The following is a 17,107-nucleotide window of genomic DNA, read 5'->3' as shown; positions in this document are numbered from 1 at the left end:
ACCCTCCCCACAAGGGGGAGGAAAAATCGCCCTGATGCAAAATGCCGGTCGCTGTGCTTGCGCATCCCTCGCGGAGCGGGTTTGTTCGCTGCCATCAGAATCAGCAGGTGCGCGGATGGATACGGTCACGATCAAGGCAAAGGGCATTTCGGTCACGCTCGATCTCACTGTCGGCCATATCGCCGACATAACGGTCGACAGCGATGGCCGCCAGCTGAAGCCGCTGCACCGCGCGCCCTGGATCGATGCTGGCGAGACGCTGCCGCCGGACCTGCCTGAAGGCACGGTGCGGCTGTCGGGCGATTTCCTATGCGCACCGTTTTCGGCCAGCGACATCGAGGCCGCACCGCTGCATGGCTGGCCGGCCAACAGCCCCTGGGATGTCACCGTCAGCGAAGCGACATCCGACGGCTGGCGGGCCGTCTTCCGGTTGCGCCGCACGGTGATGGGCGCGACGGTCGACAAGATCTTCACGCTCCGCAACAGTCATCCCTTTCTCTATCAGGAGCATGTCTTTTCCGGCGGTTCCGGAGCGGTCTCCGCCGCCCACCATCCGATGGCGGCGATGCGCGATGGCGGCCGGCTGGCCTTTTCGCCGAAGCGCTTTGCCGGGACACTGGACGCACCGCTGGAGCCCGATCCGGCCCGCGGCCGCTTCAAGCTTTCCTATCCCGCCCGCTCGACCGATCTGACGCGCTTTCCAGCCACTGGCGGCGGCACGCTCGATCTCACCGACTACCGCATGGAGGATGAGCGCGAGGATTTCATCACCCTGGTCGAAGCCGATCATGACGGTCCGGGCTGGACGGCGCTGGCGCGCCGGGCCGAACAGGATCTGGTGCTGGTGCTGAAGAACCCGGCGGAGCTTCCGGTCACCATGCTGTGGTTCAGCAATGGCGGCCGCGACTACGCGCCGTGGAGCAGCCGCCATCGCGGCGTGCTCGGCATCGAGGACGGCCGCGCCGCCATCGGCCATGCCGCATCGATCGACGACAATTGGCTGAAGCGCGAAGGGGTCGCGACCGCTTTTACCCTCGGCGGCGAAGTCTCCTTCCGCCATGTCATCGGCACGCTGCCGCTGGCGAGCGGCGAGCCGCCGCGCGCTATCGGGACAGCCTCAGGTCACATGCATCTCACCGGAGCCGATGGTTCGACCCGCGATGTCAGGTTCGACAGCGATTTCCTGCGGATCGGCCAGCCCTGCTGATTTTCGAACGCTGGCCCTGCCCCTCACCTGCCTGCCGGCATCCTCGACACACGGCACATGGAGCTTGTCCGCCGCATCGCCGCGCCAACCAATCTGCTTGGCGCTGCGGCGGACGCATTGGGAGGAGAAGTGTTACCCATCTATCGGCTGGACACCGGCAGGGCGACGAGGGGCAGCGCTGACGTGGCGGATGTCGTGAGATTGCCCAAATCGCGGTTTGAAATTTCCTCAAACTGCCGACAAGATGCAAAGCATAACTGGAAGCGCCCAATGTCCGAAATCGCCCATCTCGCCGCCACCATCTTCAAGCGCGCTGGCAAGGCGAAACGCTTCATCGTCGCCATTGCCGGCCCGCCCGGCGCCGGCAAGTCGACGCTCTCGGCCGGCCTGCATGATCTGTTGCCGGAGGGCGCGGCTGAAGTCGTGCCGATGGACGGCTTCCACTATGATGACATCGTGCTCGACCAGCGCGGCCTGCGGTCAAGAAAGGGCGCGCCGGAGACTTTCGACTTCGCCGGCTTCGAGACGCTGTTGAAGCGCATCCGTTCGGGCGAGCCAGACATCGCCATTCCGGTGTTCGACCGCAGCATGGAATTGTCGCGCGCCGCCGCCTCCATCGTTGCCGCCGAGACCAAGTTCATCCTGGTCGAAGGCAATTACCTCCTGCTGGACGAGGAGCCGTGGTCGCGGCTGGCGCCGCTGTTCGACTTCACCATCTTTGTCGATGTGCCGCGTGCCGAACTCGAGCGCCGCCTTCTGGTGCGCTGGCACGAGCATGGCCGCTCCGACGAAGACGCCCGCGCTTGGATCGCTTCCAACGACATGCCCAACATCGATCGCGTGCTCGGCCGTCGCAGGTCCGCCGACCTGGTTGTTGGCGATCCCGCATAGTTCGCTGGACTTCGGAACGGGAACCTTAAGACTTTCAGGTCGTTATCTCTCATCGGCAATCGTGCCGCCGTGAGGGAACCGTCAGATGGCAACCAAGGCAAAAACACCCGCCAAGAGCAAGACCGCTCAACCCAAAGCCAGGCAGGCAAAGGCCACGCAGGCGAAGGCAGGCGCCGGCCCGGCGATCGCCGAGCGGTCCAAGGACGCAAAGCCGGCTTTCGGCAAAGCGGCGCCAAAGAAGGTAGAACCGGTGGCGACGGCAAAGGTGACGGCGAAAACCGCCAAACCCAAGAAGCCGGCAAGCAGCGGCTCGGTGGCCGGCGGCGCGATGCGCACCGTCAAGGCGACCGCCAATGTCGCCGCTGGTGCGGTGGCGGCGACAGCCAGGGGCGCTGCGTCGCTCGCTGCGTCCGTCATCGGCAAGGGCGGCTCGAAAAGCAAGGCCAAGGCGAAATAGACCCGGCTGCTTCGGCTGGCCGAGGTCAATTCCTGGCGGGGATGGTCAGGCCGCGCTGCACCGCGGGCCGCGCCAGCCCGCGCTCCAGCCATGCCGCGACGGTGGGGAAGTCGTCGAAGCCGACGAGTTCGCGCGCCTCGTAGAAGCCGATCAGATTGCGCACCCAGCCCAGCATCGAAATGTCGGCGATGGTATAGTCGTCGTCCATGATCCAGGTTCGACCCTTCAGCCGCGTCTCCAGCACCCCGATCAGCCGCCGCGATTCATTGCGGTAGCGATCCAGCGGCCGCTTGTCGGCGATCTCGCGTCCGGCGAATTTGTTGAAAAACCCGACCTGTCCGAAAATCGGCCCGATCGCCGCCATCTGGAAGAACACCCATTGGATGGTCTCGTAGCGCCGCGCCGGATCGGCAGGGATCAGCTTGCCGGTCTTGTCGGTGAGGTAGAGCAGGATGGCGCCGGATTCGAACAGGCCGAATGGCCTGCCGCCCGGCCCGTCGGGGTCGATGATCGCGGGTATCTTGCCGTTCGGGTTCAGCGACAGGAATTCCGGCGTCCAGCTCTGGTCCTTGCCGATATCCACCAGATGCGCCTCGTAGGGGAGGCCGAGTTCTTCCAGCGCGATCGAGACTTTCACCCCATTCGGCGTCGTCGCGGAATAGAGCTGCAGGCGGTCGGGGTGGCTGGCCGGCCAGCGCTTGGTGATCGGAAAGGCGGACAGGTCGGTCATCGAAAGCTCCGGTCGGGAATTTGGCGCGGTATCGCGCCGTCTGGCGAGTTGCGAAGGATTATCCTCGGCTTCTTTGCCGATCAACCGGTCGAAGGTGCACACACCGTCTTCGCAGTCATTCAGGGCCAGTCGCTCAGGCCAGTCGCTTGCCGTCAGACCGCCTTGAACGCCACCACGGCATTGGTGCCGCCGAAGGCAAAACCGTTGCTGATCGCCGCGCGCACCTTGCGCTCGCGCGCCACATTCGGCGTGATGTCGAGATCGCAGTCGGGGTCGGCCTGCCGGAAATTGGCCGTCGGCGGCACGATGCCTTCGCGGATCGCCATCACGCAGGCGATCATTTCCAGGCCGCCCGAGGCGCCGAGGCAATGGGCATGCATCGACTTGGTCGACGACACCGACAGCTTATAGGCATGGTCGCCGAAGACGCGCTTGATTGCCGCCGTCTCGATCTGGTCGTTGGCCTTGGTGCCGGTGCCGTGGGCGTTGAGATAGTCGACGTCCTCAGGATTGAGCCCGGCGTCCGCCAGGCAGGCGCGCATCGCCGCCGTCGGTCCCTCGACAGTCGGCGCGACGATATCGGAAGCGTCGGCGGAAAGGCCGGCTCCGGCAAATTCGGCCAGAATGGTCGCGCCGCGCGCCATGGCGTGTTCATACGTTTCCAGCACCGCCATTCCAGCACCTTCGCCGAGCGACAGGCCTTGGCGATCGGCCGAGAACGGCCGGCAGGTATCGGGCGCCAGCACCCGCAGGGCCTCCCAGCCCTTCAGGATGCCCCAAAGCAGCGGCGCGTCGGTGCCGCCGGCGACCATGACATCGGCGCGGCCGAGCCGGATCTGGTCGACCGCCGAGGCAAAGGCGTGATTGGACGAGGAGCAGGCCGAAGTGACGCCGAACACCGGCCCGCGCAGGCCGAGATTCATGCTGACATGGCCGGATGCCGCACTCGGCATCACTTTCGGCACGGTGAAGATGCCGGCCCGGTTCTTGCCGTCGACCAGGATGGCGCGATAGTTCTCCTCGATCGCCTCCCAGCCGCAGACGCCGACGCCGACAACCGCGCCCATCCGGTAGGTGGTTGCTTCAGTCGATGTCAGGCCGGCATGCTGCATGGCTTCGCGCGCGGCAATCGTCGCCAAAAGGCTGAAGCGGTCCATCGACACGGTCTGCTTGTGGCTGATGCCATGGTCGGGCAGCGTCTTGATTTCGCAGCCGACCTTGACCTTCAAATCATGCAAACCGGGATTGCTGATTTGACCGATGGCCGATCGGCCGGCCCGCATTTCGTTCCAGATTGCAGGCGCATTGGCGCCGAGCCCGCATATGCCGCCGATGCCGGTAATGACGACGCGCTTTTGCATTCAGCTCAGGCTTTTTTCGCAATCAGCGCGCGAACAGCCTCAACCATATCGCCGACATTCTTGAGATTGCTCCAGGCATCGACCGTGTTCATCTCGATCTCGATGCCGTACTGCTCCTCGAGATCGAAGATGATCTCGGTCAGTTCCAGGGAATGGATGCCAAGCGCGGTCAATTCCGTATTGGTGGTGATCTCTTCGCCACCGGGCTCCGCATGTGCCCTGATCTTGGCGATGATTTCCGTTGCCAGCTCGTCAGCCATTCGATTCCTTCCCCAATTTTATAACGTCGCGGTGCCGATTGGTTGGCGCCCCTGTTGCCTGGACTGAAATCGCCGTCGCCTTCAAAAACCCGCCAGGCGCAGCATGACCGTTCCAAAGAGGCTCCCTCTATAGAAACGGAAACGCTGTCAAGCAACAAGCTATATCAACAAGCACCATATCGACAAAGCGCCGGGAGTGCTTAACGTTAGCGCCGTGGATACGTTGCAGCATGTCTTGATCCCAGCTCTTCCGGCCCAGCGCGCGGCCGGGGCGGCCCGGCTTGCGTGCGGCGTCAGGGATGGACGCACCCGGCTTTTGCGCCTCTATCAGGACGGCTCCGCCAAAATCCGCATGCCGGCCGTTGCGGCCGATCCGCTCGAAGCCGTGCTCATCAACACCGCCGGCGGTCTGACCGGCGGCGATCGGCTCGGCTGGGAAATCGATGTCGGGCCAGGTGCCTCCGCCTCGATAACCACCCAGGCCTGCGAAAAGATCTATCGTGCCGCTAGCGACCGCGCCGAAGTTCGGGTGAAGCTCAGCGTCGGCGCGGGCGGGCGTATCGCCTGGCTGCCCCAGGAAACCATCGTCTTCGACCGCTCGGCCTTTGCCCGCACGCTCGAGGTCGAGCTTGCCGCAGGCGCCGAGGCATTGCTGCTTGAAGCCACCATATTCGGCCGCCTCGCCATGGGCGAAGAGGCCGCGCACGGCCATTTCCACGACCGTTGGCGTGTCCGCCAGGATGGTGCGCTCGTTCATGCCGAGGATTTCCGCATCGGGCCGGCTATCGCGGCGGCACTTGGCCGCCCGGCGGTCGCCGGCGGCGCCATTGCCGCTGCGACGCTGCTGATGGTCTCGCCGCAGGCCGAAGGCTTGCTCGATCCGGCCCGCGACATCGTCGGCGCCGACGGCGATGCCAGCGCCTGGAGCGTCAAAAAATCTGGCAAGCTTCTTGCGAGGCTGTTTGCCGAGGACGGCTATCAGCTGCGCAAGCGGCTGGTTCCGCTCGTCGAACTGCTCAACGGGCGGGCGGGTCTGCCCAAATTATGGTCACTCTGAGCCAAATCCAGGCCAAATCCAGGAAAGCGCATGAACCTGACGCCGCGTGAAAAGGACAAGCTGCTCATCGCCATGGCGGCGATCGTGGCGCGCAAGCGGCTGGAACGCGGCGTCAAGCTCAATCACCCCGAAGCGATCGCGCTGATCACCGATTTCGTCGTCGAGGGCGCCCGCGACGGCCGCCCGGTCGCCGAACTGATGGAGGCCGGCGCCCATGTCATCACCCGCGCGCAGGTGATGGAAGGCATCGCCGAGATGATCCACGACGTGCAGGTCGAGGCGACCTTTCCCGACGGCACCAAGCTGGTGACCGTTCACGAACCGATCAGGTGAGGAGAAAACGATGCTGGAGCTGCGACCGAATTGCGAATGCTGCGACAAGGACCTGCCGCCGGAAGCGGCGGACGCGCTGATCTGCACCTTTGAATGCACCTTCTGCGCTGACTGCGCTGAACATGTGCTGGGCGGCGTCTGCCCGAACTGCGGCGGCAATTTTTCCGCACGCCCGATCCGCCCAGTGGAGAAACTGGTGAAATATCCGGCCTCGACCCAACGCGTGCTCAAGGCCGAGGGCTGCGGCCCGCGCAAGGCTGCGTGATTGTTTTCGTGACTTCGAAGGGAAGACCGATGATCTCTGCTTCAACCAAACGCACCACGCTTGCAGCGATCCTGCTGCTGGCGGCGGCGATGCCCGCCTATGCCCATGTCGGCATCGGCACGACCTCGTCCTTCGCGGCGGGCTTCGCGCATCCGCTGTCCGGCCTCGACCATATGACCGTCATGGTAGCCGTCGGCCTGTGGGCGGCGCTCAAGGGCGGCAAGGCAATCTGGGCCTGGCCGCTGGCCTTTGTCGGCGTCATGCTGGTCGGCGGCGCGCTCGGCATGCTCCACGTGCCGGTGCCTTTCGTCGAACCGGGCATCCTTGCCTCCGTCGTCGCGCTTGGCTTGCTGGTGGCGTTGGCGGTCGATCTGCCGGTCTCGGCCGGAGTCGCCATCATCGGCCTGTTCGCGCTGTTCCATGGCCATGCCCACGGCACCGAAGTGCCGGAAAATGCCGGTGGACTTGACTATATGGCCGGCTTTGCCGTTGCCACCGCACTTCTCCATGCCATGGGCATCGCTGCCGGCCTTGGCCTCGGCATGCGCTTTCGCGGGCTTGCCCGCGCCGCTGGCGCCGCTTGTGCTGCAGTCGCCGTCGGCCTGGTCTTCGGCGTTTTGTGAGGCTAACGATGATTCCCGGCGAAATCATCACGGCAAGCGGCGACATCGAGCTCAACAAGGGGCTGCCGACGGTGACGCTGAAGGTGGCCAACAGCGGCGACCGGCCGATCCAGGTCGGCAGCCACTACCATTTCTTCGAGACCAATGAGGGGTTGAAATTCGATCGCGACAAAGCGCGCGGCAGGCGTCTGGACATTGCCGCCGGCACCGCGATGCGCTTCGAACCGGGACAAGAGCGGGACGTCACGCTGGTGCCGTTCGGAGGAAAACGCGAGGTCTACGGTTTTCAGCAGAAGATCATGGGCAGGCTGTGAGATCGACGGGGTCGGGCGCCCTGAGGTCAGTTCGACGGCCTGGCCGCCGCGTAGATGACGATTCTTGCCGAGCCGTCGAATTCCACCGCAAGGACGTCTTCCGTAAGCACGCGCCGCGAATCGATGGCGTTGAACAGCAAGGCGTTGGCGTCGATCTCCTTGCGCAGTTCCGCAATGTCATCCTGATGCTGTTCGACCTGGCTCTCGACCGCCGGCGGCGGGCCGCCTTCGCTGCGCGCCGCGTCGGTGAGGAAGACGATATCCACAGTATCGAGCTTGGACGTCTTGCGCACGGCGCCGATGTTCTCACGCGTCCGCTCGATCGCGGTGATGATCTTGTTGGTCTGTGGTTCCGTCCGCGCCTCCTCCTGCCGGACATCGGAGCCGACGATCCTGTTGACGGTGTCGGCCCGGTTGACGGCGTCAGCGCTTTCAAGACCTTGCGCGGCTTGCGGGCCGAAAGCTGCGAGAAATGTGCAGGCAGCAAGGCTCTGGAGCCATCTGGTGTCGGCAAAGACAGGCATTGCTCGCTCCTGGTGGACTTTTCTGTGCAACGCCGTTCGGCGCCAAAGGAACGAAACGCCTCCTGTCGGTCGAAGGTTCCCTGTGGGCTGGCGGGCCGGGTGCCGGCCCGCCAAGCGCTTCTTTCAGCTTGCCTTCTTGGTGACAAGGGTCAGCGCGCCATCGGTGGTCATGCTGGCGGCGACCACCTGTGCCGAGGTGAGCCCCTTGGCTTCGAGCGCCGACTTGATCTGCGGCGTCGCGTCGATCGAAGAGCGCAGTTTCTGCAGCCCGGCATCGCCACGCTGGGCGATCACCTGATTGACCTGCGTCTGGGTGGCCTTGGGCAATTCGCTGATATCGACGATGTTGACCTTCTGGATCGCCGGCGCCGCCGGCTGAGCGCTGGGCGCCGCCGGCTTCGGTTGCGGCGTGGGCTGCTGCTGGGCGCCGGCTACGGTTGCGGAGGCCAGCGTGGCGGCGGCTGCAAGAACGATGATTTTGCGCATGTATTTTCCTTTCATCGATTTGGCCAAGGGTTTGGCAAACGGGCGGTTTGGGGTGGCACGGCCACCTCAACGGCCAAATGGGATCAGAAGGTGTCGCCGAGCGGGTCATTGCATGACCATTGGATGGCGACGATGTGGAGTTCGGCTGCGGCCGGACTCTCGTTTGGGGAGCATTGACTGATGGCTAGAATTACCCGCGCCGCCTACGCGCAGATGTATGGCCCGACGGTCGGCGACAGAGTGCGCCTGGCCGATACCGAGCTGTTTATCGAGGTCGAAAAGGACCTCACCGTCCATGGCGAGGAGGTGAAATTCGGCGGCGGCAAGGTCATCCGCGACGGCATGGGCCAGAGCCAGGTGTCGCGCGCCGGCGGCGCGGTCGACACGGTCATCACCAACGCGCTGGTGGTCGATGCCACGGCCGGCATCTTCAAGGCCGATATAGGTCTCAGGGACGGCCGCATCGCGGCGATCGGCAAGGCCGGCAATCCCGACACGCAGGACGGCGTCACCATCATCATCGGCCCCGGTACAGAGATCATCGCCGGCGAGGGCAAGATCCTCACCGCCGGCGGCTTCGACGCGCACATCCACTTCATCTGTCCGCAGCAGATCGACGAAGCGCTGATGTCGGGCATCACCACCATGCTCGGCGGCGGCACCGGCCCGGCGCATGGCACGCTGGCCACCACCTGCACGCCCGGACCCTGGCACATGGCGCGCATGATCCAGTCCTTCGACGCTTTCCCGATGAACATCGGCCTGTCCGGAAAGGGCAACGCCTCGCTGCCGGCAGCGCTGGAGGAAATGGTGCTGGGCGGGGCCTGCTCGCTGAAGCTGCACGAGGACTGGGGGACGACGCCGGCGGCCATCGATTGCTGCCTGTCGGTTGCCGACGATTACGACGTGCAGGTGATGATCCACACCGACACGCTGAACGAATCCGGCTTTGTGGAGAACACCGTCGCCGCCATCAAGGGCCGCACCATCCACGCCTTCCACACCGAAGGCGCCGGCGGCGGCCATGCGCCCGATATCATCAAGGTCTGCGGCCTGCCCAACGTCATTCCGTCTTCGACCAACCCGACGCGGCCCTACACCGTCAACACGCTGGCCGAGCATCTCGACATGCTGATGGTCTGCCACCATCTGTCGCCGTCGATCCCTGAAGACATCGCCTTTGCCGAAAGCCGTATCCGCAAGGAGACCATCGCGGCGGAAGACATTCTGCACGATATCGGCGCCTTCTCGATCATCTCGTCGGACTCGCAGGCCATGGGCCGTGTCGGCGAGGTGGCGATCCGCACCTGGCAGACCGCCGACAAGATGAAGCGCCAGCGCGGGTCATTGCCGCAGGAGACCGGCAACAACGACAATTTCCGCGTCCGCCGCTACATCGCCAAATACACCATCAACCCGGCCATCGCGCATGGGCTGTCCAGGGACATCGGGTCGATCGCGGTCGGCAAGCGCGCCGATCTGGTGCTGTGGAACCCAGCCTTCTTCGGCGTCAAACCGGACATGGTGCTGATCGGCGGCATGATAGCCGCAGCCCCGATGGGCGACCCCAACGCCTCTATCCCGACCCCCCAGCCCATGCACTACCGCCCGATGTTCGGCGCCTATGGCAAGGCCAGGACCAACTCGTCGGTGACCTTCGTTTCGAAGGCGGCGCTGGAGTCCGGCCTGCATGGCAGGCTCGGCGTCGACAAGCAGTTCGTCGCGGTCGAAAATACCCGTGGCGGCATCGGCAAGCACTCGATGATCCTCAACGACGCCACGCCGCATATCGAGGTCGATCCCGAAACCTATGAGGTTCGCGCCGATGGCGAACTCTTGACTTGCGAGCCGGCAACCGTGCTGCCGATGGCGCAGCGGTATTTCCTGTTTTGAGGCGAGTGGCGATTTGATCGACCCGGCAAATTCCATTGCGAGCCGGTCGGTGCCGCCGCAATATGCGGCTCAAAGAAACCGCGTAGCAGGTCATGGCCACCGAAATAGCCTCCGCCCACGACATCTTCCCGCATATCCGCATCGTCATGGGCATGGTGATCGGACTTGGCGTCGCTCGCCTGCTGTCGGGGGTGGCGCGCATCGTCCAGCATCCCGGCCAGTACAGGCTCTATCCCGTGCACCTCGGCTGGGTCGCCTCCATGCTGTTGCTGCTGGTGCATTTCTGGTGGTGGGAGTTCGGCCTCTACACCATAGAGGTCTGGACTTTCGGCAAGTACCTGTTCCTGATCTTCTACGCCATCACGCTGTTCCTGCTGTGCGCGCTGCTGTTTCCGGATTCGATGCTCGACTACACCAGCTACGAGGATTTCTTCTATTCGCGCCGCGGCTGGTTCTTCGGCCTGCTGGCGACCACCTATCTGCTCGATGTCGTCGACACGCTGCTGAAAGGTCCCGAGCATTTCGCCCGCTACGGCAATGAATATCTGTTCCGAACGCCGGTTTTCGTGGTGTTGTGCATAGCCGCCATACTGGTGCGCGACCGCCGTTTTCACATTGCCTTCGTCGTCGGCACGCTGATCTATCAGATATCGTTCATCCTGCGGCTCTTCGACACCATCGTCTGAACAGTGGCTATGGTTTAGGGTCGCAGGAAAGAGGGTTCGACCATGTACAAGGTTATCGGATCGCGTGGCTCCCGCGTCAGCCGCGTTCTGTGGATGCTTGAGGAACTCGGGCAGCCCTATGAATTCGTCGAGGTCAAATTGCGCTCGCCGGAAGCCTATGCGCTCAACCCGTCGGGCAAGGTGCCGATCCTGATCGATGGCGAACTGACGGTGACGGATTCGGCGGCGATCTGCGTCTATCTCGCTGACAAACACGCCGACAAGGGTTTGGGCGCCAATCACGGCCTCGCTGGCCGCGCCGAGATGGATTCCTGGATGCATTTTGCCCAGTCCGAGTTCGAAGCGCCGCTGTGGAACAAGCTGCGCCACCGCTTCCTGTTGCCGAAGGACGTGCGGGTCGATGTCGGCCCCGCCGCCGCCTACGATTTCGCCTCGGAGGCCAAGGCGCTCGACGGCCGGCTGGGGGATCGGGAGTTTGCGCTGGGCGACCGGTTTTCCGCCGTCGACGTGCTGTTGGGCGACATGGGCGGCTGGGCCCGCGCCGGAAAATTTCCGATCGAATCCGAGCGCGTCAACGCGTATTTCGACCGCGTCCTGGCGCGGCCTGCCCGTGCGAGAGCCCAGGCTAACGGTGGAGCCATGCGATGAAACTCAACCTGAACACCGACTTCACCAAGTTCCCGCGCGCCGTCTCGGTGGTGCCTGCCGGCACTGCCGGAACCACGGCCCCATCCGGCCGTGCCGTCCTGCCCCATGACGAGCGTCATTTGCGCCGCCGCGCCATCGAGCTTGCCGACGGCAGCAAGGTGCTGGTCGACCTGCCGAAACCCGTGACCTTGAACGATGGCGACCGGCTGGTGTTGGAGGATGGCGCACATATCGAGATCACTGCCGCACCCGAAGAGGTCTACGACATCCGCGCCCGCGATGCGGTGCATCTGACGGAGCTTGCCTGGCATATCGGCAACCGCCATCTGGCGGCAGCGATCGAGCCCGGCCGCATCCTGATCCTGCGCGACCATGTCATCAAGGCTATGCTGGAAGGGCTGGGCGCCACGGTCCGCGAAGTCTCCGAACCGTTCAAGCCGGTGCGCGGCGCCTATTCCGCCCAAGGTGCGCATGGTCACGATCATGGCCATGCGCATGCGCACGCCGAAGCGCATTCCCATGATGGACGTTCCCACGCACACAGCGAGTCGCATTCGCACAGCCATTCCCATGACGGGCACCATCACGATCATGACTGACCAGCCATCCGGCATCGCTTTGCTGCGGCTCATGGCGTGGCTGTCGCCGGCCTTTCCGGTCGGCGGCTTTGCCTACAGCCATGGCCTCGAACGCGCCGGGCAAGACGGGCTGGTTGCCGATACCGCCAGCCTCGCCTTCTGGCTGGAGACGCTGGTCGAGATGGGCTCGGGCTGGAACGACGCCGTGCTCTTCACGGAAGCCTGGCGCCGCGCCCGCGACGGCGGCGATCTCCATGAAATTGCCCATCTCGCCGAAGCGCTGGCCGGCTCGCGTGAGCGTCACACCGAAACCATGCTGCAAGGCGCCGCCTTCCTGAAAGCGGCAGCGGCTTGGGCGAATCCGGTGTTGGGCCGCCTGCCGGCCGAATGCGCCTACTGTGTCGCCGTCGGCGCCGTTGCCGGCGGCAACGGCATCGCGCTTCAGGACGCGATGTCGGCCTGCCTGCAGGCCTTCTTCTCCAACCTCGTCCAGGCGGCGATCCGACTCGGAATCGTCGGCCAGACGGACGCTATGGCCTTGCTCGCCGGCTTCGAGCCGTTGGCGCTGTCGACGGCCGCGCGCGCCGCCGGCTCGACATTGGACGATCTCGGCGGCTGCGCCTTCATCTCCGACATCATGGCGATGAAGCACGAGACGCAGTATTCCAGGCTGTTCCGCTCATGATCGTCCTCGCCTTCGCCCTCTCGGCCGTCCTGCTGCTGATCACCGCGCTGCATGTCTATTGGGGCCTTGGCGGCATCTGGCCGGGCAGGGACGGCGTCTCCTGCGCCCACGCCGTCGTCGGCTTTCGCGGCGTCGACGAGATGCCGACGCCGTTTGCCTGTCTCGCCGTTGCCGCGTGCCTGTGCCTCGCAACCCTGTGGCCGCTGGCGCTGACCGGGGTCTTCGCCACCCCCTTTCCAAGGGAAGGCCTTGCCGCCACAGCGCTGCTCATAGGGCTGGTCTTCCTCGGCCGCGGCATTGCCGGCTTCACGCCGTGGTGGCGCCGTCTGGCGCCGGAACAGCCTTTTGCGCGGCTCGATGTCAGCTTCTATTCGCCGCTCTGCCTGTTGATCGGGCTCAGCTTCGCCATCCTCGCCATCACGGAGTTTTTCGGCATGACGGATTTTTCGCTATGACTCAGGCCAACGGTCCCCTGCGCATCGGCATCGGCGGTCCCGTCGGCTCCGGCAAGACGACGCTAACCGAAAAGCTCTGCAAGGCGCTGCGCGACGATTTCTCCATCGCCGTCGTCACCAACGACATCTACACCAAGGAAGACGCCATGATGCTGGCTCGCCTGCAGGCGCTGCCTGAGGACCGCATCGTCGGCGTGGAGACCGGCGGCTGCCCGCACACCGCCATCCGTGAGGACGCCTCGATCAATTTGCAGGCGATCGCCGGGCTGAACAGGAAATTCCCCGATCTCGACATCGTCTTCATCGAATCCGGCGGCGACAATCTTGCCGCCACCTTCTCGCCGGACCTTGCCGACCTGACCCTCTATGTCATCTCGGTTTGCCAGGGCGAGGAAATCCCCAGGAAGGGCGGGCCGGCGATCACCCGTTCCGATTTCCTGGTCATCAACAAGAGCGATCTGGCGCCCTATGTGAACGTCAACCTCGATGTCATGGAGAGCGACGCCGCCCGAATGCGGGGCAAGCGCCCGTTCGGCTTCACCGATCTATCGCGCGGCAAGGGACTGCAGGAAGTCATCGACTTCATCGTCGAACATGGCGGGCTGCAGTCGGCCCGCTCGGCGGCCTGACCCAGTACTTACCGGTTGCTGGTCGGCATTGGGCGCGGCATTCTCGGGGAAATGGAGGATTTTTTGATGAGCATCGCCCGTTTGCAGAAAGAGCCGCTGACCAACCTGCCCTATTATGAGGAGCGCGTCGACCTTGCCGCCGCCTTCCGCTGGACGGCGCGGCTCAACATGCATGAAGCCGTGGCCAACCACTTCTCGCTGTCGGTCAACGAGGCCGGCAGCAAATTCCTGACGAACCCCAACCAGGTGCATTTCTCGCGCATCAAGGCGAGCGACCTTTTGCTGATCGACGCCAACGATCCCGAGACATTGTCCGGCCCGAATGCGCCCGACCCGACCGCCTGGGGTCTGCACGGCGCCATTCACCGCAACGTGCCGCATGCGCGCTGCGCCATGCATGTGCATTCCATTCATGCCACTGTGCTTGCATCGCTGGCCGACTCGACTCTGCCGCCGATCGACCAGAACTCGGCCATGTTCTTCAACCGCCACGTCGTCGATGCCCACTATGGCGGGCTGGCCTTCGAGGAGGAAGGCGAGCGCTGCTCGCAACTGCTCACCGACCCTAAGGTCAAGGTGATGGTGATGGGCAATCACGGCGTCATGGTCATCGGCGACACCGTTGCCGACGCCTTCAACCGCATGTTCTATTTCGAGCGTGCCGCCGAGACCTACATCAAGGCGCTGTGGACCGGCCGTCCGCTGCGCACGCTCTCCGACGCCATTGCCGAAAAGACCGCCAGCGAAATGGACGACTATCCCGGCCAGGCGGAGCGTCACCTTGCCGAGCTGAAGGCGATCCTCGACGAGGAGGAGCCGGTGTACCGCAGCTAAGCGACCATCCGTGCTTCTCTCGTTTACGCTACGCACTCACCTTCTGTGATTTGTTATGACTGATCGGCGTAAGGTTGATTGCCAGGTGGTTCCCCCAATCCGTCGCTGCTTCGCAGCGCCACCTTTCCCCCTCCGGAGGGAAGGAAGGGAGCCTTTCTGGACGAGCGTTTGACGGCAAAAAGCTTGGCGCCTTTCCTCTACCCCGTCGATCGGGGGGTCCGAAGGACGGGCGAGACCCGTGGCTCGCCCCGGCAGGGTGGCTCGGCGAAGCCGAGACGGGGGTCGACCAGCGCAACATTAGACAATGCATGGCCAAGCTGAAGGGAGGATGAGGGGCAGCGCCGACGTTCATAGGCTCACTCAGAGTCCCAACTGAGCCCGCAACTCTTCCGCACTGTTGATCACGACAGCGCCCTTCGGTCCTGCCATCGGCGCTTCCGGCCAGAAGATCGTCCGCATCCCCGCGGCCAGGCCTGATGTGGCGCCGGTAACGCTGTCGTCGACGGCCACCGCGTCTGAAGGATCGACGCCGGCCAGCCACGCGGCGCGCAGGAACGGTTCGGGATGCGGCTTGCCTTCGCGCACGTCGTTTCGGCTGATCGTGCGCATGCCGGGATAGATCAGGCCGACGGCGCTCAGATTTGCATCGACGATCACCCGGTCGGAATTGGACACCACCGCCTGCTGCACGCCGAGCGCGCGCAACTCGTTGAACACTTCGATCGCGCCGGGGCGCGGCTTCAGCGTCTCGGCCATCGGCATGTAGTGATCGTATTTGCGCACGATCCAGTCGTCGAAGGGCAGGTCGAGGCCGAACTCGCTGCGCAGCATCTCGTAGACCGGTGCGGCGGCGACGCCCAGCACCCGCTCATGCAGGTCGGCCGGCGGCGTGATACCGACGCTGCGCAGCGCCGCCACCAAGGCCGCCTCGTGCAGCGGCTCGCTGTCGACCAGCGTGCCGTCCATATCCCAGAAAACCGCTTTCGGCGTCATGCGAGGCTCCTTTGCCGATCCCCTTAAAGCGTTTGTATCAGGAGATAAACCGCCGAGCCCGTCCGCTGGCGATTTTCGCTGGGTTGGTTGCCGCGCGGCGGCCGGATCGAAGCAGCAAGCAATTGTCTTCCCGATTGAACAATTGCGCGCCGACACATTCCCTGCAAGACTACGGCGCTTCGCCCAAGGGCGCGCAAAGGGGCAGGGCTGGAGGCACATTTTGAATTCGCGGCAAGATGGCGGCAGCAGCAGGCTGGACGAGGCAGCGCGCGCCGGCTGGCTTTATTATGTTGCCGGCAACACCCAGGACCAGATCGCCGCCACGCTCGGCATTTCCCGGCAGACGGCGCAGCGGCTGGTGTCGCTGGCGGTGTCGGAGGGGCTGATCAAGGTTCGCGTCGATCACCCGATCGCCAATTGCCTTGATCTCGCAGCTAGACTGAAGTCACGCTTCGCGCTCGACCTCGTCGAAGTGGTGCCGAGCGATCCAACCTCATCCTCGACCACGATCGGCATTGCCGAGGCGGCCGCGGCCGAGATCGAGCGGCGGCTGCGGTCACCGACGCCCATCGTCTTGGCCATCGGCACCGGCCGCACGCTGAAGGCGGCGATCGAGCAATTGCCGCCGATGGAATGCTCGCAGCACAAGGTTGTGTCCTTGACCGGCAACATCTCGCCCGACGGTTCGGCCGCCTTCTACAACGTCATCTTCACCATGGCCGACCGGGTCAAGGCGCGCTCGTTCCCGATGCCGCTGCCGGTCATCGCCTCGTCGCCGGAAGAGCGCGAGATGCTGCTTGCCCAGCCGATGATCCAACCGACGCTGGCGCTGGCCGCGGAAGCCGACGTGACCTTTGTCGGCATCGGCGATCTCGGCCCGAAGGCGCCGCTCTACGAGGACGGTTTTATCTCGGAAAGCGAGCTGAAGGCGTTGCAAAAGGCTGGCGGCGTCGCCGAGATCGTCGGCTGGGTGTTCGATCGGGAAGGCCGCATGATCGAGGGCATCACCAACGACCGGGTATCGTCGGCAGCCTTGCCGTCACGCGAAAAGTCGCTGGTCATTGCGCTCGCCATGGGCGAGCGCAAATTGCCGGGCATCCTGGCCGCTGTGAACCGCCGGCTGGTCAATGGCCTCATCACCGACGAGCGGACCGCCACGGCCTTGCTCGACGGTTCCTGATAGATTAAGCGGCCCATC

Annotated in this window: 23 protein-coding genes; 17 read left to right on the top strand and 6 right to left on the bottom strand. The window is 64.4% G+C overall.

Translation table 11 applies throughout. From position 1 onward, the window contains the following. Nucleotides 1–115: 115 nt before the first annotated feature. The 3 genes from ACYG9Y_RS23895 (at nucleotide 116) to ACYG9Y_RS23885 (ending at nucleotide 2,555) form a co-directional block, all read left to right on the top strand. On the top strand, nucleotides 116–1,207 hold the full coding sequence (locus ACYG9Y_RS23895) for a hypothetical protein (protein ID WP_023739721.1): 1,092 nt from the start codon (nucleotides 116–118) through the stop codon (nucleotides 1,205–1,207). A 270-nt stretch (nucleotides 1,208–1,477) separates the two neighbouring features. Then, complete coding sequence (locus tag ACYG9Y_RS23890) at nucleotides 1,478–2,098, top strand: nucleoside triphosphate hydrolase (RefSeq protein ID WP_023671222.1); 621 nt, start codon at nucleotides 1,478–1,480, stop codon at nucleotides 2,096–2,098. A gap of 85 nt (nucleotides 2,099–2,183) precedes the next feature. Next, the gene (locus tag ACYG9Y_RS23885; RefSeq protein ID WP_023683605.1) at nucleotides 2,184–2,555 is read left to right on the top strand and encodes a hypothetical protein; all 372 of its coding nucleotides are present in this window, start codon (nucleotides 2,184–2,186) and stop codon (nucleotides 2,553–2,555) included. Nucleotides 2,556–2,580: 25 nt separating this feature from the next. On the opposite strand, the gene ACYG9Y_RS23880 is transcribed toward ACYG9Y_RS23885, so the two are convergent. From ACYG9Y_RS23880 to ACYG9Y_RS23870, 3 genes are all read right to left on the bottom strand, one after another. Then, complete coding sequence (locus ACYG9Y_RS23880; protein WP_023671224.1) at nucleotides 2,581–3,285, bottom strand: glutathione S-transferase family protein; 705 nt, start codon at nucleotides 3,283–3,285, stop codon at nucleotides 2,581–2,583. Between the two features lie 152 nt (nucleotides 3,286–3,437). After that, a complete protein-coding gene (locus tag ACYG9Y_RS23875) occupies nucleotides 3,438–4,646 on the bottom strand; it encodes a beta-ketoacyl-[acyl-carrier-protein] synthase family protein (protein WP_023671225.1) in 1,209 nt (402 codons plus the stop codon). A 5-nt stretch (nucleotides 4,647–4,651) separates the two neighbouring features. Then, entirely contained in the window at nucleotides 4,652–4,906 is a 255-nt protein-coding gene (locus ACYG9Y_RS23870; RefSeq protein ID WP_023671226.1) for an acyl carrier protein, read from the bottom strand. Nucleotides 4,907–5,141: 235 nt separating this feature from the next. Between ACYG9Y_RS23870 and ACYG9Y_RS23865 the strand changes: the two genes are divergently transcribed. Genes ACYG9Y_RS23865 through ACYG9Y_RS23845 form a run of 5 tightly spaced genes read left to right on the top strand, consistent with a single transcriptional unit; the run spans nucleotide 5,142 to nucleotide 7,498 of the window. Further along, complete coding sequence (locus tag ACYG9Y_RS23865) at nucleotides 5,142–5,963, top strand: urease accessory protein UreD (RefSeq protein ID WP_084014374.1); 822 nt, start codon at nucleotides 5,142–5,144, stop codon at nucleotides 5,961–5,963. A gap of 30 nt (nucleotides 5,964–5,993) precedes the next feature. Beyond that, the gene (locus ACYG9Y_RS23860) at nucleotides 5,994–6,296 is read left to right on the top strand and encodes an urease subunit gamma (RefSeq protein WP_023671228.1); all 303 of its coding nucleotides are present in this window, start codon (nucleotides 5,994–5,996) and stop codon (nucleotides 6,294–6,296) included. Nucleotides 6,297–6,306: 10 nt separating this feature from the next. Beyond that, a complete protein-coding gene (locus tag ACYG9Y_RS23855; RefSeq protein WP_023671229.1) occupies nucleotides 6,307–6,561 on the top strand; it encodes a DUF1272 domain-containing protein in 255 nt (84 codons plus the stop codon). 29 nt (nucleotides 6,562–6,590) lie between these two features. Next, the gene (locus ACYG9Y_RS23850; RefSeq protein ID WP_023689154.1) at nucleotides 6,591–7,184 is read left to right on the top strand and encodes a HupE/UreJ family protein; all 594 of its coding nucleotides are present in this window, start codon (nucleotides 6,591–6,593) and stop codon (nucleotides 7,182–7,184) included. Nucleotides 7,185–7,192: 8 nt separating this feature from the next. After that, a complete protein-coding gene (locus ACYG9Y_RS23845; protein ID WP_023729012.1) occupies nucleotides 7,193–7,498 on the top strand; it encodes an urease subunit beta in 306 nt (101 codons plus the stop codon). A 26-nt stretch (nucleotides 7,499–7,524) separates the two neighbouring features. On the opposite strand, the gene ACYG9Y_RS23840 is transcribed toward ACYG9Y_RS23845, so the two are convergent. Both ACYG9Y_RS23840 and ACYG9Y_RS23835 read right to left on the bottom strand, forming a co-directional pair. Further along, nucleotides 7,525–8,022 (bottom strand): hypothetical protein, encoded by a 498-nt coding sequence (locus ACYG9Y_RS23840; protein ID WP_023739720.1) that lies wholly within the window; start codon nucleotides 8,020–8,022, stop codon nucleotides 7,525–7,527. A 123-nt stretch (nucleotides 8,023–8,145) separates the two neighbouring features. Further along, nucleotides 8,146–8,508, bottom strand: coding sequence for a hypothetical protein (locus ACYG9Y_RS23835; RefSeq protein WP_023671233.1), 363 nt, complete (start codon nucleotides 8,506–8,508; stop codon nucleotides 8,146–8,148). Between the two features lie 180 nt (nucleotides 8,509–8,688). On the opposite strand from ACYG9Y_RS23835, the gene ureC reads away from it, so the two are divergent. From ureC to ACYG9Y_RS23795, 8 genes are all read left to right on the top strand, one after another. Next, nucleotides 8,689–10,401: an urease subunit alpha gene (ureC, locus tag ACYG9Y_RS23830; RefSeq protein WP_031195771.1), complete on the top strand. Its 1,713-nt coding sequence runs from the start codon at nucleotides 8,689–8,691 to the stop codon at nucleotides 10,399–10,401. Between the two features lie 92 nt (nucleotides 10,402–10,493). Then, complete coding sequence (locus tag ACYG9Y_RS23825) at nucleotides 10,494–11,087, top strand: hypothetical protein (protein WP_023732688.1); 594 nt, start codon at nucleotides 10,494–10,496, stop codon at nucleotides 11,085–11,087. Nucleotides 11,088–11,129: 42 nt separating this feature from the next. Next, nucleotides 11,130–11,735: a glutathione S-transferase family protein gene (locus ACYG9Y_RS23820; RefSeq protein WP_023739719.1), complete on the top strand. Its 606-nt coding sequence runs from the start codon at nucleotides 11,130–11,132 to the stop codon at nucleotides 11,733–11,735. After that, nucleotides 11,732–12,334, top strand: a complete 603-nt coding sequence (gene ureE / locus ACYG9Y_RS23815; RefSeq protein WP_023739718.1) for an urease accessory protein UreE — start codon at nucleotides 11,732–11,734, stop codon at nucleotides 12,332–12,334. The genes ACYG9Y_RS23820 and ureE overlap by 4 nt, the downstream gene beginning before the upstream one ends. Continuing rightward, a complete protein-coding gene (locus ACYG9Y_RS23810) occupies nucleotides 12,327–12,998 on the top strand; it encodes an urease accessory protein UreF (RefSeq protein WP_023739717.1) in 672 nt (223 codons plus the stop codon). Before ureE ends, ACYG9Y_RS23810 begins: the two co-directional genes overlap by 8 nt. Next, nucleotides 12,995–13,453 (top strand): DUF3995 domain-containing protein, encoded by a 459-nt coding sequence (locus tag ACYG9Y_RS23805; RefSeq protein ID WP_023732687.1) that lies wholly within the window; start codon nucleotides 12,995–12,997, stop codon nucleotides 13,451–13,453. The genes ACYG9Y_RS23810 and ACYG9Y_RS23805 overlap by 4 nt, the downstream gene beginning before the upstream one ends. Further along, nucleotides 13,450–14,082 carry an urease accessory protein UreG gene (gene ureG, locus ACYG9Y_RS23800; RefSeq protein ID WP_023671240.1) on the top strand — a complete coding sequence of 211 codons (633 nt, stop codon included), beginning with the start codon at nucleotides 13,450–13,452 and terminating at the stop codon, nucleotides 14,080–14,082. The genes ACYG9Y_RS23805 and ureG overlap by 4 nt, the downstream gene beginning before the upstream one ends. Before the next feature lie 66 nt (nucleotides 14,083–14,148). Next, nucleotides 14,149–14,916, top strand: a complete 768-nt coding sequence (locus ACYG9Y_RS23795) for a class II aldolase and adducin N-terminal domain-containing protein (RefSeq protein WP_023732686.1) — start codon at nucleotides 14,149–14,151, stop codon at nucleotides 14,914–14,916. 360 nt (nucleotides 14,917–15,276) lie between these two features. Here ACYG9Y_RS23795 and ACYG9Y_RS23790 read toward each other — a convergent pair whose 3' ends face one another. Next, the gene (locus tag ACYG9Y_RS23790; RefSeq protein WP_023671242.1) at nucleotides 15,277–15,909 is read right to left on the bottom strand and encodes an HAD family hydrolase; all 633 of its coding nucleotides are present in this window, start codon (nucleotides 15,907–15,909) and stop codon (nucleotides 15,277–15,279) included. Between the two features lie 220 nt (nucleotides 15,910–16,129). Here ACYG9Y_RS23790 and ACYG9Y_RS23785 point away from each other — a divergent pair, with 220 nt between their 5' ends. Further along, nucleotides 16,130–17,089, top strand: a complete 960-nt coding sequence (locus tag ACYG9Y_RS23785; protein WP_023671243.1) for a sugar-binding transcriptional regulator — start codon at nucleotides 16,130–16,132, stop codon at nucleotides 17,087–17,089. Nucleotides 17,090–17,107: the final 18 nt, after the last annotated feature.

It is taken from the genome of Mesorhizobium sp. W050, assembly GCF_054719535.1.
Note: the sequence above shows the minus strand (reverse complement) of the source record. Positions and strands in the feature narration are given on the sequence as shown.

What these genes read in the sequence shown, in the direction of transcription:
- ACYG9Y_RS23895 (WP_023739721.1), top strand. Translation starts at nt 116, where the DNA reads ATGGATACGGTCACGATCAAGGCAAAGGGCATTTCGGTCACGCTCGAT.
- ACYG9Y_RS23890 (WP_023671222.1), top strand. Translation starts at nt 1,478, where the DNA reads ATGTCCGAAATCGCCCATCTCGCCGCCACCATCTTCAAGCGCGCTGGC.
- ACYG9Y_RS23885 (WP_023683605.1), top strand. Translation starts at nt 2,184, where the DNA reads ATGGCAACCAAGGCAAAAACACCCGCCAAGAGCAAGACCGCTCAACCC.
- ACYG9Y_RS23880 (WP_023671224.1), bottom strand. Translation starts at nt 3,285, where the DNA reads ATGACCGACCTGTCCGCCTTTCCGATCACCAAGCGCTGGCCGGCCAGC.
- ACYG9Y_RS23875 (WP_023671225.1), bottom strand. Translation starts at nt 4,646, where the DNA reads ATGCAAAAGCGCGTCGTCATTACCGGCATCGGCGGCATATGCGGGCTC.
- ACYG9Y_RS23870 (WP_023671226.1), bottom strand. Translation starts at nt 4,906, where the DNA reads ATGGCTGACGAGCTGGCAACGGAAATCATCGCCAAGATCAGGGCACAT.
- ACYG9Y_RS23860 (WP_023671228.1), top strand. Translation starts at nt 5,994, where the DNA reads ATGAACCTGACGCCGCGTGAAAAGGACAAGCTGCTCATCGCCATGGCG.
- ACYG9Y_RS23855 (WP_023671229.1), top strand. Translation starts at nt 6,307, where the DNA reads ATGCTGGAGCTGCGACCGAATTGCGAATGCTGCGACAAGGACCTGCCG.
- ACYG9Y_RS23850 (WP_023689154.1), top strand. Translation starts at nt 6,591, where the DNA reads ATGATCTCTGCTTCAACCAAACGCACCACGCTTGCAGCGATCCTGCTG.
- ACYG9Y_RS23845 (WP_023729012.1), top strand. Translation starts at nt 7,193, where the DNA reads ATGATTCCCGGCGAAATCATCACGGCAAGCGGCGACATCGAGCTCAAC.
- ACYG9Y_RS23840 (WP_023739720.1), bottom strand. Translation starts at nt 8,022, where the DNA reads ATGCCTGTCTTTGCCGACACCAGATGGCTCCAGAGCCTTGCTGCCTGC.
- ACYG9Y_RS23835 (WP_023671233.1), bottom strand. Translation starts at nt 8,508, where the DNA reads ATGCGCAAAATCATCGTTCTTGCAGCCGCCGCCACGCTGGCCTCCGCA.
- ureC (WP_031195771.1), top strand. Translation starts at nt 8,689, where the DNA reads ATGGCTAGAATTACCCGCGCCGCCTACGCGCAGATGTATGGCCCGACG.
- ACYG9Y_RS23825 (WP_023732688.1), top strand. Translation starts at nt 10,494, where the DNA reads ATGGCCACCGAAATAGCCTCCGCCCACGACATCTTCCCGCATATCCGC.
- ACYG9Y_RS23820 (WP_023739719.1), top strand. Translation starts at nt 11,130, where the DNA reads ATGTACAAGGTTATCGGATCGCGTGGCTCCCGCGTCAGCCGCGTTCTG.
- ureE (WP_023739718.1), top strand. Translation starts at nt 11,732, where the DNA reads ATGAAACTCAACCTGAACACCGACTTCACCAAGTTCCCGCGCGCCGTC.
- ACYG9Y_RS23810 (WP_023739717.1), top strand. Translation starts at nt 12,327, where the DNA reads ATGACTGACCAGCCATCCGGCATCGCTTTGCTGCGGCTCATGGCGTGG.
- ACYG9Y_RS23805 (WP_023732687.1), top strand. Translation starts at nt 12,995, where the DNA reads ATGATCGTCCTCGCCTTCGCCCTCTCGGCCGTCCTGCTGCTGATCACC.
- ureG (WP_023671240.1), top strand. Translation starts at nt 13,450, where the DNA reads ATGACTCAGGCCAACGGTCCCCTGCGCATCGGCATCGGCGGTCCCGTC.
- ACYG9Y_RS23795 (WP_023732686.1), top strand. Translation starts at nt 14,149, where the DNA reads ATGAGCATCGCCCGTTTGCAGAAAGAGCCGCTGACCAACCTGCCCTAT.
- ACYG9Y_RS23790 (WP_023671242.1), bottom strand. Translation starts at nt 15,909, where the DNA reads ATGACGCCGAAAGCGGTTTTCTGGGATATGGACGGCACGCTGGTCGAC.